Annotated in this window: 14 protein-coding genes, 1 tRNA gene and 1 pseudogene; 11 read left to right on the forward strand and 5 right to left on the reverse strand. The window is 62.7% G+C overall.

The window, feature by feature from the left end; translation table 11 throughout:
- Positions 1-2: 2 nt before the first annotated feature.
- The 6 genes from BLR34_RS13370 to BLR34_RS13395 all read left to right on the forward strand — a co-directional run bounded on the left by BLR34_RS13370 (position 3) and on the right by BLR34_RS13395 (position 6442).
- Entirely contained in the window at positions 3-752 is a 750-nt protein-coding gene (locus BLR34_RS13370; RefSeq protein WP_218120891.1) for an isopentenyl phosphate kinase, read from the forward strand.
- A 54-nt stretch (positions 753-806) separates the two neighbouring features.
- Positions 807-1916: a midas domain-containing protein gene (locus BLR34_RS13375; protein WP_092703873.1), complete on the forward strand. Its 1110-nt coding sequence runs from the start codon at positions 807-809 to the stop codon at positions 1914-1916.
- 106 nt (positions 1917-2022) lie between these two features.
- The gene (locus tag BLR34_RS13380; protein ID WP_092703875.1) at positions 2023-2895 is read left to right on the forward strand and encodes a CheF family chemotaxis protein; all 873 of its coding nucleotides are present in this window, start codon (positions 2023-2025) and stop codon (positions 2893-2895) included.
- Positions 2896-3161: 266 nt separating this feature from the next.
- A complete protein-coding gene (locus BLR34_RS13385) occupies positions 3162-4508 on the forward strand; it encodes a ribonuclease J (protein WP_092703903.1) in 1347 nt (448 codons plus the stop codon).
- Between the two features lie 3 nt (positions 4509-4511).
- On the forward strand, positions 4512-5546 hold the full coding sequence (idsA3, locus tag BLR34_RS13390; protein WP_092703877.1) for a geranylfarnesyl diphosphate synthase: 1035 nt from the start codon (positions 4512-4514) through the stop codon (positions 5544-5546).
- Positions 5547-5653: 107 nt separating this feature from the next.
- The gene (locus BLR34_RS13395) at positions 5654-6442 is read left to right on the forward strand and encodes an enoyl-CoA hydratase/isomerase family protein (RefSeq protein WP_092703879.1); all 789 of its coding nucleotides are present in this window, start codon (positions 5654-5656) and stop codon (positions 6440-6442) included.
- A 3-nt stretch (positions 6443-6445) separates the two neighbouring features.
- Here the strand turns inward: BLR34_RS13395 and BLR34_RS13400 are convergent, their stop codons facing one another.
- Positions 6446-6724, reverse strand: coding sequence for a UPF0058 family protein (locus BLR34_RS13400; protein ID WP_092703881.1), 279 nt, complete (start codon positions 6722-6724; stop codon positions 6446-6448).
- A 101-nt stretch (positions 6725-6825) separates the two neighbouring features.
- A complete protein-coding gene (locus tag BLR34_RS13405; RefSeq protein ID WP_092703884.1) occupies positions 6826-7041 on the reverse strand; it encodes a ribbon-helix-helix domain-containing protein in 216 nt (71 codons plus the stop codon).
- A 205-nt stretch (positions 7042-7246) separates the two neighbouring features.
- Between BLR34_RS13405 and BLR34_RS13410 the strand changes: the two genes are divergently transcribed.
- Both BLR34_RS13410 and menD read left to right on the forward strand, forming a co-directional pair.
- Complete coding sequence (locus BLR34_RS13410) at positions 7247-8578, forward strand: isochorismate synthase (RefSeq protein ID WP_092703886.1); 1332 nt, start codon at positions 7247-7249, stop codon at positions 8576-8578.
- Positions 8575-10329: a 2-succinyl-5-enolpyruvyl-6-hydroxy-3-cyclohexene-1-carboxylic-acid synthase gene (gene menD / locus BLR34_RS13415; protein WP_092703888.1), complete on the forward strand. Its 1755-nt coding sequence runs from the start codon at positions 8575-8577 to the stop codon at positions 10327-10329. Before BLR34_RS13410 ends, menD begins: the two co-directional genes overlap by 4 nt.
- On the opposite strand, the gene BLR34_RS13420 is transcribed toward menD, so the two are convergent.
- Both BLR34_RS13420 and sufU read right to left on the reverse strand, forming a co-directional pair.
- The gene (locus BLR34_RS13420; protein WP_092703890.1) at positions 10326-11183 is read right to left on the reverse strand and encodes a DnaJ domain-containing protein; all 858 of its coding nucleotides are present in this window, start codon (positions 11181-11183) and stop codon (positions 10326-10328) included. The two genes, menD and BLR34_RS13420, sit on opposite strands and share 4 nt — an antisense overlap.
- A 69-nt stretch (positions 11184-11252) precedes the next feature.
- The gene (gene sufU / locus BLR34_RS13425) at positions 11253-11678 is read right to left on the reverse strand and encodes a Fe-S cluster assembly sulfur transfer protein SufU (RefSeq protein WP_092703892.1); all 426 of its coding nucleotides are present in this window, start codon (positions 11676-11678) and stop codon (positions 11253-11255) included.
- Between the two features lie 102 nt (positions 11679-11780).
- Between sufU and BLR34_RS13430 the strand changes: the two genes are divergently transcribed.
- The 3 genes from BLR34_RS13430 (at position 11781) to BLR34_RS17520 (ending at position 12969) form a co-directional block, all read left to right on the forward strand.
- A tRNA-Ile gene (locus BLR34_RS13430) sits at positions 11781-11855 on the forward strand.
- A gap of 176 nt (positions 11856-12031) precedes the next feature.
- Complete coding sequence (locus tag BLR34_RS13435; RefSeq protein WP_092703893.1) at positions 12032-12814, forward strand: competence/damage-inducible protein A; 783 nt, start codon at positions 12032-12034, stop codon at positions 12812-12814.
- A 29-nt stretch (positions 12815-12843) separates the two neighbouring features.
- Positions 12844-12969 carry a hypothetical protein gene (locus BLR34_RS17520; RefSeq protein ID WP_281240907.1) on the forward strand — a complete coding sequence of 42 codons (126 nt, stop codon included), beginning with the start codon at positions 12844-12846 and terminating at the stop codon, positions 12967-12969.
- Here BLR34_RS17520 and BLR34_RS16685 read toward each other — a convergent pair.
- A pseudogene (locus tag BLR34_RS16685) lies at positions 12943-13078 on the reverse strand (ISH3 family transposase); the annotation flags it as partial. The gene BLR34_RS17520 and the pseudogene BLR34_RS16685 sit on opposite strands and share 27 nt — an antisense overlap.

Raw genomic sequence — 13078 nt, forward strand, 5'->3', positions numbered from 1 at the left:
CCGTGAGTACCCAACTGACTGTCCTCAAACTCGGCGGGAGCGTCATCACACACAAAGACCAGCGCGAGGCTGTCGACGACGACTCGCTTGCACGCGCGTGTGACGCCGTCGAAGCCGTCCGCTCGGCTGATAGTCGGCTCGTCATCGTCCACGGCGGCGGGAGTTTCGGCCACCACCACGCCGCCGAACACGGCGTCTCCAGTACTGACGGGACGACAGACGCCCGCGGACTGACGGCGATTCACCGCGCAATGGGCGAGCTAAACGAGACGGTCGTCGACGCGTTACAGGACCGCGGCGTCGACGCCCTTCCTGTTCGACCGCTGTCGGTTGCACACCGCAACCGAGAGCACCTCGACTTCCCGGCTGGCTCGGTCGCAGCGATGCTCGATGAGGGATTTACTCCGGTCGCCCACGGCGACGTTGTCGTCGACAGTGGGCGCGGGGGGACGATACTCAGCGGCGACGACATCGTCGTTTCGCTTGCCCGCTCGCTTTCGGCCGACCACGTCGGGCTCTGCTCGACGGTCCCCGGCGTCCTCGACACAGCCGGCGAGGTCATTGACCGGATAGAGGCCTACGAGGACGTTGCGCCGGCACTTGGTGGGAGCGAGGCGACCGACGTGACCGGCGGCATGGCACACAAGGTCCGACAGCTACTCGACCTCGATGTTCCCGCGTCGATTTTCGAGCTGGACGACATAGAGACGTTTTTCGAGCGCGGAGCGGCTGGCACCGTCATCGACGGGTGACCGGGAGTCCCAGCCGTCGGAATTTATTTAGTCGTCGTTCTCGATGCATCGGATATGACAACTGTCGACGTTTCAGAGAGTCTGACTTACGGGTTCAAATTGTTCGCGTATCTTCTGGTCGTCGTCGTCCTGGGTGGTGGGGGGATGGCGCTGGGTGGCGCACTTGCCGGTCCTATCGTGCTCGATGGCTCCGTCACCGAGGAACTCTCGTCGCCCGAACTGCTCGGTGGCGTGGTACTCGCTGCGCTCGGCGTTATCGTCTGGGTGACCGGCACGCTCGGCCTGACGTACAAGCTGCTTGCGGATGCCGTCACACGCGGTATCCCGGACGACCTGCAGTCTGCGCCCACACCGGAGGGGTCGCCGGACCAACAGCAAACACGACAACAGCGCCGAGTCGAGCCGGTCGGCCCGTCGCCGGGCGAACAGACCGCCCGCTCGTTCGGGTCGGAGTCGACCGTTCCCGGTGCGGCTGACGTGCCCGACCGCGTGACAGCACCGAGTGACTCTGTGGCTGTCGAGCCCACGACCACAGACGCTGGAAGCGACGAGACACCGCCAGAGACTGGACCGACAGCCGACGAATCCGCGGGTGCCGCCGCGGCCGAGACCGCCGACCAAGACGACGAGACGGAGTCGTTCGCCGACGACTCGCCGAGTACCGAGGAACGGACGGCCGAAGAGATAGCCTTCGGCGACAGCGACGAGGCGGGACCGGACCGCCAGCCGTCGGCCGACGACGAGGACGACGTGGCAGTTGAGACAGAGGCGCCGCCGGACGACACTGATTCTCCCGATGCGGACGACCACACAGACGGAACTGAGACGATGGCAGACGTAATCGAGGACAACCCAACTATCTCGTCGGATGGGGCTGAGGACGCCAGTCCGGTCGACAGCGTGAAAAACGGCGATTCCGACGGATTCACCGGCGCTGGCGCGGACGAATCTACCGACGGCTTTGGCGACACTGACGATGACACACCGGTGAGCGAGCCACAGACAGACGATAGCGGCGCTGACGAACTCTTTTCCTCTGAGGCTGGAGACTCCGCCGAGGAGTCTGTGTCACAGGAGGAGAACACAGAGGAAACGGATTCGGGCACAGAGGAGGCCATCTCGGACGAGGACAGCGAGGCCTCCGATACGGACCCGCTCGCGTGACCGTCCGGGGCTGGCGCCGACTCGCCGGCCACACCGTCGTTGTTCGCGGATAATTTACAAAGGTTCAATATGTTCCTACCCGGAGAGAGTGATAACGAGAGAGCCTATGGCATCAGTGCTTGCGGATTTTGTTGCTCATCTCACCGTCGAGGCAGCCGACTGGGAGGACCCCATCGAGGGGCGGGTCCTGCTGAGCGAGACACAACTCGTGTTGGCCGAAGACGAAGATACCAAGAAGGCAATCCCAATCGATGCCGTCTTCGATATCAACACGGAAACGACGCCGAAGTTCGTCGACCCGATGCCGGGCCGGCCTGTCACGGTCGCGTACCGTGAAGGTGACAGCCGCGCGACTGCGGTCGTCTCTGCCGACGAGACGACGAGCAAGAAGTTCGAGACGGTCTTGTTCAAGGCAATTCTCAACGGGACGTATACGATTTTGAAACATCCGTCGAAGGTCGGTGGCCGCGTCATGGACACCGAGTTTCAGGGCGGCATCATGGGACTGTCGGCGGGAGCCGTCCAGTTCGATACCGACGAGGGACCAATCGAGATTCCGCTCGACGGTATCGTTGACTTCTCGCGGGAGCAACGGACCGTCAACGGCGAAGACCGGCCGGTGCTGGTCGTCAGCCACATGGACAACGGCGAAGCACTGGAGACTGTCGCCGCGGCGGACTCCTCGCGGAAGCTGTCGATTCTGGGTCGCTACCTCCGTGGCACGTACCAGCGCCTGCTCGAATCGCTCAAGCAGATTTCGCTGTCAGATTCCGAAACCGAGGCCCTGACCACTATCTATTCGACCGGTGACATGGATGTCTCACTGCCGAGCGTGTTAGGGATGGACCCGAAGACAGTGAAACGCGTCCTCCATTCGCTACACGACAACGGGCTCGTCGAGTCCGGGGAAAACGGACCGGTGTTGACCGCGAAAGGGCAGATTGTCGTCAACGAGTATCTCGAACGTATCAACGACTGAGACCGGGATATTCGCCGCCCTCAGGGTCCGTACAGCAATCAACGTGTTTTTAAGGCTTGCGGTAAAATATAGGCGTATCCGAGCGAACGGTCGCCCCGGGAAACGTCATGGGCGACCGGCGCGCCGCCGGACGACGACGCGATGGCTTTGCGGCCATCGGGTCAGACGGCGGCCGACCGACAGAGTCGGGACTGCGCGCGGCCGGACAGACGGTCGTCCTCGCAGTCGCCGGGCCTCCCGGGCGACGACCGCCTCGGCGTGATACGATGGAAATCGAAATCGCAACAATCGGCGGCTACGAAGAGGTTGGGCGTCAGATGACGGCAGTTCGCGCAGGCGACGACGTCGTCATCTTCGACATGGGTCTCAACCTTTCGAAGGTATTGATTCACGACAACGTCGAGACCGAGCGAATGCACTCGCTCGATCTCATCGACATGGGTGCGATTCCGGACGACCGCGTCATGTCCGAACTGGAGGGCGACGTCAAGGCTATCGTCCCCACCCACGGTCACCTTGACCACATCGGTGCCATCTCGAAGCTGGCTCACCGCTACGATGCGCCAATCGTGGCGACGCCGTACACCATCGAGCTGGTCAAACAGGACATCGAGAGCGAACAGAAGTTCGGCGTCCAGAACGACCTCGTCAAGATGGAGGCGGGCGAGACGATGCGCATCGGCGACCACAACGAACTCGAGTTCGTCAACGTCACGCACTCGATTATCGACGCAATCAACCCGGTCCTCCACACGCCCGAAGGCGCAGTCGTCTACGGGCTGGACAAGCGCATGGACCACACGCCGGTCATCGGCGACCCAATCGACATGGAGCGGTTCCGCGAAATCGGCCGCGAGGGAGAGGGCGTGCTGTGTTACATCGAGGACTGTACGAACGCCGGCAAGAAAGGGCGTACCCCGAGCGAGTCCGTCGCACGCCGTCACCTCCAAGACGTGATGCACAGCATCGAGGACTACGACGGCGGCATCGTCGCGACGACGTTCTCCTCGCACATCGCCCGCGTGAAATCCCTCGTCGAGTTCGCCGACGACATCGGACGCCAGCCCGTGTTGCTCGGGCGGTCGATGGAGAAATACTCCGGCACCGCCGAGCGACTCGACTTCGTCGAGTTCCCCGAGGATCTGGGGATGTACGGCCACCGCAAGTCCGTCGACCGGACGTTCAAACGCATCATGAACGAGGGCAAAGAGGACTTCCTGCCCATCGTGACGGGCCACCAGGGCGAGCCCCGCGCGATGCTCACCCGGATGGGCCGTGGCGAGACGCCCTACGAACTGGACGACGGCGACAAGGTCATCTTCTCGGCACGCGTCATTCCCGAGCCAACGAACGAGGGTCAGCGCTACCAGTCCGAGAAGCTGCTCTCGATGCAGGGTGCACGCATCTACGACGACATCCACGTCTCGGGACACCTCAACCGCGAGGGTCACTACCAGATGCTCGACGCTCTCCAGCCCCAGCACGTCGTCCCCGCCCACCAGGACCTCTCGGGACTCTCCTCGTACGTCAGTCTCGCCGAGGACGAGGGGTACAAGGCAGGACGTGACCTCCACATCAGCCGCAACGGCCAGATGATTCAGCTGGTCGAGTAACCAATGACACGACAGCAGGCAGTCGAGGAGACTATCGCGCGGTGTCGCCAGCAGGTCAACGACGCAATCACAGAGGACCTCCCGGTCGAACACCCGGAGCGGCTCTACGAGGCCTCTCGGTATCTGCTCGACGCCGGTGGCAAGCGCCTCCGGCCGACAATCCTCCTGCTCGGGGCTGACGCCCTTGCCGATGTCGACCCCGACTCCGAGTCCTACCGCCAGTTCCCGGCCGCAGACAGCAAGGCGGTCGACGTGCTCTCGGCGGCGGTGAGCATCGAGATTATCCAGTCGTTCACGCTGATTCACGACGACATCATGGACGACGACGACATGCGCCGTGGTGTCCCTGCTGTCCACCGCGAGTACGACGTTTCGACGGCCATTCTCGCGGGTGACACGCTTTACTCCAAAGCCTTCGAGAACATTCTCCGGACGGGCGCACCGCCGGACCGGTCGGTCCGGGCGCTCTCGGAGCTTGCGACGACCTGTACCGAAATCTGTGAGGGGCAGTCGCTGGACATCGAGTTCGAGACCCGAGAGAGCGTCGCGCCCGAGGACTACCTCGAAATGGTCGAGCTGAAGACGGCGGTACTGTACGCGGCGGCCGCGAGCATTCCGGCCGTCCTCCTGGGATACAACGATGCTGTCGACCCACTCCATAGCTACGGGCTCTCGATTGGGCGGGCCTTCCAGATTCAGGATGACCTCTTGGACTTGACGACGCCGACCGAGAAGCTTGGCAAACAGCGCGGGAGCGACCTCGTCGAGAACAAGCAGACACTCATCACGGTCCACGCGCGCAAGCAGGGTGTCGATGTCGACAACCTCGTCGAGTCCGACTCAGTGGACGCCGTCTCCGAGGCGGAAATCGAGCAGGCTGTCGGCGTGCTCGAAGACGCCGGAAGCATCGAGTACGCACGTGAGACGGCCCGCGAGTTCGTCGCAAACGGCAAGGCACAGCTCGATGCGCTGCCCGACAACGAAGCCAACGACCGGCTGCTCGACATCGCCGACTACCTCGTCGAACGCGAGTACTGATAGCGATTATTGCGAGTCGTTACCTAACCGGGTCCTGAGAATAACCGCGAGAATCGCTGTGAGCCGGGCGGCGTACCTTTATGACCGCGTGTCCGAAACGTCGGACAATGTCGGTACTCGACTACGAGATCCACGACGACAGAGCGACGATTACGATAACGAACCCGGAGCTGCGAAACGCGCTCACGCTGGAGACAGCGCAGGCGCTGACTGACGCACTGGAAACAATCGAAGACAGCGACGCGCGCTGTGTCGTCTTGCAGGGCTCGTCGGGGACGTTCTGTGCCGGTGGTGATATCGAGTTGATGATGGAAGGGCTGACCAGCGAGCGCGAAACTGCCGAGTTGATGGAAGAAGCCGCCTATCCGATCAACCGGACCGTCCAGTGCGTCTACGAGTGTTCTATCCCGACAGTTGCGAAGGTGGACGGCCCTGCCTACGGTGCCGGCGCGTCGCTCGCAATCGCGTGTGACGTGGTGTTGGCGAGCGAGCAGGCCGAAATCAGCTTTGGATTCCGACGGGTGGGTCTCTCGGTCGACTCTGGTACGTCATATCTCCTGCCGCGGATGGTCGGCGAGAACACCGCAAAAGACCTCGTCTATTCCGGAGACGTACTCGACGCGGAGCGAGCACACGAGCTAGGCCTGTTCAACCGCGTGTATCCGACCGACGAGTTCGACCAGGCGGCCGAGGAATACGTCGAAAACGTCACCACGGGACCGACAGTCGGGCTCACACACTCGAAGCGACTCCTCCAGCGCGGCCTCGACCGCTCGTTCGACGAGGTAATCGACGCGGAGGTCGACGCTATCGAGTCTGCTTTCGGGACCGACGACTTCGCAGAGGGTGTCGAGGCGTTCCTCGAAGGACGCTCTCCCGAGTTCGAGGGGACGTGACCGCTACAGCTTGTTTTCGGCGTCTTCGGCGAGCTCTTTCATGCGCTTGCCGACGCGGCCAGCGTCGGAGAACTCGTCGTCACTCATGGCGTTTGCAAGCGCGTTCCCGAGGACGAAAACCGCGTGTTTGTGCTCGCTTTTGGACATATGAACGTCGTCTGGCGTCACTTCGATTTCGTCGTAGGGCTCGAACAGTTCGTCATCGGTGGTCTCGAGGCTCTTGAAGTACTCCATGATGATGACCATCTGCTCGTGGAGCTCAAGCAGTTCGTCTTTGTGCATCCGTGTAAGAAATAACGCGGTATCGGGTCAAGTATGTTTGGTCTCTCCCCGACCTGATTTGAGGGCTGTGCACGCGCGCGCACCGAACGCAGCTCGAAAAGCTAGAAGACGTACTCGTCGTCGTGACCCATCATACCGTCGTCTTCGTATCCGGGTTCACCGTCATCGTCGACGGGACCGCTCGTTTTGTAGGCTTTGACACCCGTCGCGACGAGTTCCTCGATTGCCTCCTCTCGGTTGAGGAACTCACCCTCGTCGACGAGCTGGGTGATCTGCATTTCGAGATGCTCCGGGATAGTTATCTCTACCTTAGGCATCGGACGTGCGACTCTTTGCCTGAGGGGTATTTAAAACTGACGGGGAGCGTTGTTGCTCGGCGAAAATGACCTCTTGGAACCACAAATATCTCATCTACACCCCCAATTTCAGTTCTGCTGGACACAACGGGACCAGCGTCACCTCTGGCGATTGGATTTCTATAATAGTCAGGCTCAAAGGGGCTGCGCCCCAACCCTCTGAGAAATGGAGTCTCCTCGTGGTGACGATGCAGCTCTCGGCGACGAGACAATTGCTGTCCGTGGGTGTTCTATCGAGACCCCTGCGTTGCGGTCTGTACTCGAGGTTTTTGACGCGCCGCGGACCGGGTGGACCGCCCCGACGACATCTGTCGTCGCCGGCGGTGCGACGGCGACACTCTCGGCGACCGGCCCCGACAGGTTCGGCCGTCTCAAAGCGGCTGCCGAGGACCTTTTCGACCGGGTTCAGACGCCCGAACCACTACCGGAAGGCGCCAAACCTCGGCTGTTCGGTGGCTTTTCGTTTACTGCCGACTCGTCGCGCGAACCGCCGTGGCGTGACTACCCCGACGCACGGTTTACACTCCCGGCAGTTCAGGTGAGCATCACCTCAAACGGGACGTGGCTGACGACCGCAGCGACGGGGCCGGACGCCGGCCAGACCGCAACGGAGCGCCTCGACCGCTGGCGGGACCGTATCGCCGCCTTGCCCGTCTTCGAACCGGGCACGCCTCCCGGTATCGAGACCAAACGCCACACGCCCACGCTGGGCGACTGGCGCACGGGAGTCGAGTCGGTCGTCGAACGAATCAGAGACGGCGCCCTCAGGAAAGTGGTACTCGCTCAGTCGCTGTCGGCCGACCTCACCAGAGAGCTCCGGGTCGTCGACGCGCTGACGCGGTTGGGCGAGTCGTACCCGGGCTGTTATCAGTTCCTGTTTGAGCCGGCCACCGGTCCGAGCTTTCTCGGGGCGACGCCGGAGCGACTCGTCAAGGTGCGCGGCCGGACTGTCGACACGGTGGCGCTTGCCGGGTCTATCGGCCGCGGTGAGACAAAAGACGAAGACGACTGGCTCGAAGCACAGCTCCGTGACAGCGAGAAGAACAACCACGAGCACGACCTGGTAGTCAACGCGGTCCGTGGTCAACTCGGAACGATGGCGACCGACATCGAGACCGGCGACCGGACCGTCCGGAAACTCTCGAACGTCCAGCACCTCCAGACGCCGATTCGTGGCACGCTCGACGAGGACCGACACGTACTCGACCTCGTCGAGCAACTCCACCCGACGCCGGCGGTCGGCGGCCTCCCGCCCGACGCGGCGATGCGGACGATACGAGACATAGAAGCGTTCGACCGCGGCTGGTATGCCGCTCCTGTCGGCTGGATAGACGAACACGGCGACGGCACGTTTCTCGTGGCGATTCGCTCGGCCGTCACTGACGGGACGACAGCGACGATGTTCGCCGGTGCGGGTATCGTCGCCGACAGCGACCCCGACGAGGAGTACGACGAGATACAGCTGAAGTTCCGCCCGATTCTGGACGAACTCACATGACTGCACCCAACCGGAACACACTCTGGGCCGACGTGCTCGTCGACGAACTGGTCGCCGGTGGCGTCGATGCGGCCTGTCTCTCCCCGGGCTCGCGCTCGACACCGTTGACCGTCGCGTTTGCCGAGCACCCCGAGGTGGAGACGTTCTCCCATCTCGACGAACGCGCAAGCGCTTTCTTCGCACTCGGCAGAGCGCGACAGACCGGAACGCCGACGCCGGTCGTCTGTACCTCGGGCACCGCCGCGGCAAACTTCCATCCGGCGGTGCTGGAGGCCAGCGAGAGTCGCGTCCCGTTTCTCGCACTCACCGCAGACAGACCCCCGGAGCTTCGCGACAGCGGCGCGAACCAGACGGCCGACCAGGTGAAACTGTACGGCGATGCGGTCCGCTGGTATCGAGAACTCCCTGAGCCCGAAGCCGACGACCGCAAGCTCCGATCACTCAGGGTAACGGCGGCTCGTGCGCTGACTGAAGCGACCGGAACGCGGCCCGGACCGGTCCACCTCAACGTCCCGTTTCGCAAGCCCTTAGAGCCACGTCCTGTCGAGGGAGACGTTCCGCCCGACTTGGCCGAGCGCGCTCCCCTGGCTGTCGAGGGTAGAGACGGCCCGTTCGTCGCGACGACACAGGGACACAAACAGACCGACGCGGCCACCGTCGACCGCCTCGCCGACGCGCTAACCGCTGCCGACCGCGGGCTGTTGGTCTGTGGGCCGGCCGACGCCCCGACGCCGGCCCGCGAGGCGGTGGCTGACCTCGCGGCCGCGACCGGCTTCCCGGTTCTCGCCGACCCGCTGTCGGGTCACCGGTTTGGCTCCTCCCGAGACGGTGTGATGGTATGTGGGGGATACGACTCGTATCTCGACGACCCGGACTGGCCCGACCCCGACGTTGTCGTCAGGTTCGGGGCCTCACCGACCTCGAAGAACCTCCGGAAGTACCTCGCGGAGACCGACGCGCGCCAGTTCGTCGTCGACCCCGCCGGCGGCTGGCGTGAAGCCGAGTTCACTGCGACGGACCTGGTGTGTGCAGACCCGACGTGGCTTGCGTCTGTACTCGCCAGTGCAGTCGACGACCCGTCGACGGCGTACCGAGACAGGTTCGAGTCAGCCGAGCAGACGTACTGGGACATTGTCGAACACGCCCGGGCGGACCGACTGTTCGAGGGCGGCGTGGTCGGGAAAGTCGCCGAGCACTGTCCGGCAGGGTCGACGCTTTTCATCTCCAACAGCATGCCGGTCCGGGACCTCGACCGGTTCGGACAGCCGCGTCCGGCGCCGGTACGAGTCTTCGGAAACCGCGGCGTCAGCGGTATCGACGGAGTCATCTCGACGGGCCTCGGTGCCGGGAGTGCAACAGACACCCCGCTCGTTCTCGTGACCGGCGACCTCGCGTACTATCACGACATGAACGGCCTGCTCGCGCTCGCACGCTGTGGCGTGGACGCGACAATCGTTCTCATCGACAACGACGGCGGCGGCATCTTCCACAAACTCCCAATCGAGGAGTTCGACCCGCCGTTTACTGGACAGTTCAAAACGCCACACGGACTGGATTTCTCGCCGACCGCGGACCTCTATGGACTCGACTTCCGGCAGGTCCCAGACCAGGCAGCGTTCGTCGAGGCGTTCGAGGACTCACTCGACAGTGGCGGGACCCAAGTCCTGTCGGTCGAACTGGACAGCGAACGGAGCCATCGCTTTCGCGAACAGCTTCACGACCGCGTTCAGACAGCGATTCATGACGCCTAGCCGGCCGTCATCGGTCGGATGGCGACTCGCGTCAGTGCCGAGAGGCCGAGGGGAAAGAAGACCGCCGTCAGCGCGAGAATCCCCTCGACAGAGAGGAGGCCGATACCGAGCCAGAGGAACAAAAGCGGCGGTAACAGCACACTCCAGCCGCCGAAAACGACGAGCCCGACTTCGGGAACGCTCTGGAGAAAGGCGATGATGAACACGATACAGGCGGCGACAAAGAGGTTGACCGCGAGTGGAAACGTCGGGCTGAGTGCGCCAAAGAGCAAGACCGGATAGACCAGAAACGTCGTTCCGAGCAGGACGAACGCGTGCTGGTCTCTAAAGATGCCGCCGAATCGCATGGCGTCACCCCCGCGCTCGACGGCGTACGCCTGGTCGGCACTCTGGGCAGTGTCACCTGTGTCCTCGGCCGCTGCTGACTGTGCCCACCGTGCGCCGGCCCCAACGTTCTCTGCGGTCGTCTGGCGACGCGCGTGCTGCTGTGTGGCCTGCTTGCTGGCGGCTTGTCTGCCGTGCTGGCCGGACGCTCTGGCCTGGCGTCTGCTGGCGTCTCTGGTCTCATCTTGGCTGGTGGGCGTATCACCAGTGGGGCTTGCCGCCGACTCTGTCGTGCCTTCGGTATCGTCGCCGACGTAGGCGATGTGGCCCAGTCGGTCGTACCGCGCCCGCTCGTGTGGGTCAGTGAGCGTTTCCTTCGCTTCGATGAGCTGTTTGGTTTGCTCGTTTGCCGCCCGGCTGTCGCTCACATCGGGATGGGTCTGCTTGAGTTGCTCTCTGTACGCCTGCTCAATCTCGTCGGTCGAGGCGTCCTCGGATACGCCGAGCAACTCGTAGTAGGTCTCTCCCATACCCGTCTACGTCTCTGTAGCACTCGCTGTCCTAAAATGTCTGCCGGAGGACCCTCCCGAGGCGAAGCGTCAGTCTTCGACTGTCGTCTTCTCGACGTCGATATCTTCACCGAAGTAGATGTCAGCACCGTCCTGTGCCACCTTTTCGGCGAGGACAGCACACTTGACCCGCATCGGCGAGATGTCGACACCGAGTGCGTCTATCATGTCGTCGCGGTCCATCTCCTGGAGTTCCTCGATGCTCTTGTCGATGAGCATTCCAGAAAGCATCGACGCAGCAGCCTGCGAGATAGCACAGCCGTCTCCGCGGAAGGCGAGGTCCTCGATGACTTCGTCGTCGTCGCCCAGCTTCACGTCGATTTCGATGGTATCGCCACACATCGGATTTTCACCGACGTGGGTGAACGTCGACTCCTCTAGCTCACCGTAGTTGCGAGGGTTCTTGTAGTGGTCGAGAATCTGCTGTCGGTACATATCGGAGCCGCCCATTCCCATAGTTGCCTAACCTTGTGTCGGTGACAGTAAAAGAGTTCCGTGTGGGCGTTTGACGGCCGATGCGATAGAGTTTAGTTCGGGCACAAAGTAACCGACGACAGCGGGCCTGTAGCTCAGTCTGGTAAGAGCCCCCGGCTCATAACCGGGTATGCGGTGGTTCAAATCCGCCCGGGCCCATTTTCTGCGACCAATTCGTTGTCGATGCGAATTTGCAATCGTCCATGAGCGGGTACGGCGAGCGACGTGGCGGTGGTTCATACCTGCCCGGGCGTCTGTCTGACGACGACTACAACAGCTGAACTGAGCCACCAACCGATGAACAATTATTTCTCCAGAACTGCTATCGGGACCACATGGAGGTCGCTCTGATAACTGTCGGTGACGAAGTGCTTTCTGGGGACACCGTAAATACGAACGCGAACTGGCTGGCAACACAGATGGCCGCTCGTGGTGCCACTGTCGTCCGAATTCTCTCCCTCCCCGACGAGCGACACACAATCGCCGAACACGTGACCGACTACCGCGAGCAGTTCGACGCGGTCATCGTCACCGGTGGCATCGGCGGCACGCCGGACGACGTGACGATGGATGCCGTCGCCGACGCGTTCGACCGGGAGATGACGGTGCGGGAGGAACCGCTCACGACTGTCAAACAGCGACTGGCCGATATCGAGACGCGACTCCCTGACATGGACCTCGATGTCGACCCCGAGTCCGAGGCGGCACTGCCAGCGGGGAGCAGACCGCTGCTGAACGAGGAGGGGCTCGCACCGGGGTGCGTGCTGGAGAACGTCTACGTCTTCCCGGGAATTCCGGACGAACTCGAAGCGATGTTCGAACAGGTCGCCGAGGAGTTCACCGGAGAGAGGCGGAGCCAAACGCTCTACACCGTCGAACCGGAGGCGAATATCGTCCCCCGTCTCGAAGCTGTGATGACCGCGTTCGACGTAACTGTTGGCTGCTATCCCGACCGCGAAGCCGGCCACAACCGTTTAAAAATAATCGCGACCGACGACGAGCAACTCGACGGTGCAACCGAATGGCTGCTGGACCATCTCTCGGCCAGCGAAACGCCAGTCTCAGTCGATCACATCGACAGCCGCGTAACCTCGTCTGATGGCGGTGAATCAGATTGAACTGGTCGTGGAGCGTCTTCGAAGCGCTAGTGAGCGGGATCTTCGGCATGGACCGTCGCTGTCGGCGGCGGATCGCCGCCGACGCGACAGTGTCGCCACTCACGACCGCTGTCCGGATCGGTGGACAGCTACCGGAAGAACCGGTCGTCGAGTGACTGGTTCGCTGGGACTGCTCTACGCACACCAAGCGCTGTCCAAGCGGCCCGCAACACCATCTCACAAAACTCCGCGAACGGCCATCTCCAGAGGCGGCGCCCCCCGCGG

This window comes from Halovenus aranensis, assembly GCF_900100385.1.
GTDB lineage: Archaea > Halobacteriota > Halobacteria > Halobacteriales > Haloarculaceae > Halovenus > Halovenus aranensis.

Bases quoted from the DNA above. Each gene is read 5' to 3' on its own strand.
- idsA3 (WP_092703877.1), top strand. From the start codon at position 4,512: ATGACACGACAGCAGGCAGTCGAGGAGACTATCGCGCGGTGTCGCCAG.
- BLR34_RS13405 (WP_092703884.1), bottom strand. From the start codon at position 7,041: ATGCCTAAGGTAGAGATAACTATCCCGGAGCATCTCGAAATGCAGATC.
- BLR34_RS13420 (WP_092703890.1), bottom strand. From the start codon at position 11,183: ATGGGAGAGACCTACTACGAGTTGCTCGGCGTATCCGAGGACGCCTCG.
- BLR34_RS13385 (WP_092703903.1), top strand. From the start codon at position 3,162: ATGGAAATCGAAATCGCAACAATCGGCGGCTACGAAGAGGTTGGGCGT.
- BLR34_RS13410 (WP_092703886.1), top strand. From the start codon at position 7,247: ATGGAGTCTCCTCGTGGTGACGATGCAGCTCTCGGCGACGAGACAATT.
- BLR34_RS13375 (WP_092703873.1), top strand. From the start codon at position 807: ATGACAACTGTCGACGTTTCAGAGAGTCTGACTTACGGGTTCAAATTG.
- BLR34_RS13400 (WP_092703881.1), bottom strand. From the start codon at position 6,724: ATGCACAAAGACGAACTGCTTGAGCTCCACGAGCAGATGGTCATCATC.
- BLR34_RS13380 (WP_092703875.1), top strand. From the start codon at position 2,023: ATGGCATCAGTGCTTGCGGATTTTGTTGCTCATCTCACCGTCGAGGCA.
- menD (WP_092703888.1), top strand. From the start codon at position 8,575: ATGACTGCACCCAACCGGAACACACTCTGGGCCGACGTGCTCGTCGAC.
- BLR34_RS13435 (WP_092703893.1), top strand. From the start codon at position 12,032: ATGGAGGTCGCTCTGATAACTGTCGGTGACGAAGTGCTTTCTGGGGAC.
- BLR34_RS13395 (WP_092703879.1), top strand. From the start codon at position 5,654: ATGTCGGTACTCGACTACGAGATCCACGACGACAGAGCGACGATTACG.
- sufU (WP_092703892.1), bottom strand. From the start codon at position 11,678: ATGGGAATGGGCGGCTCCGATATGTACCGACAGCAGATTCTCGACCAC.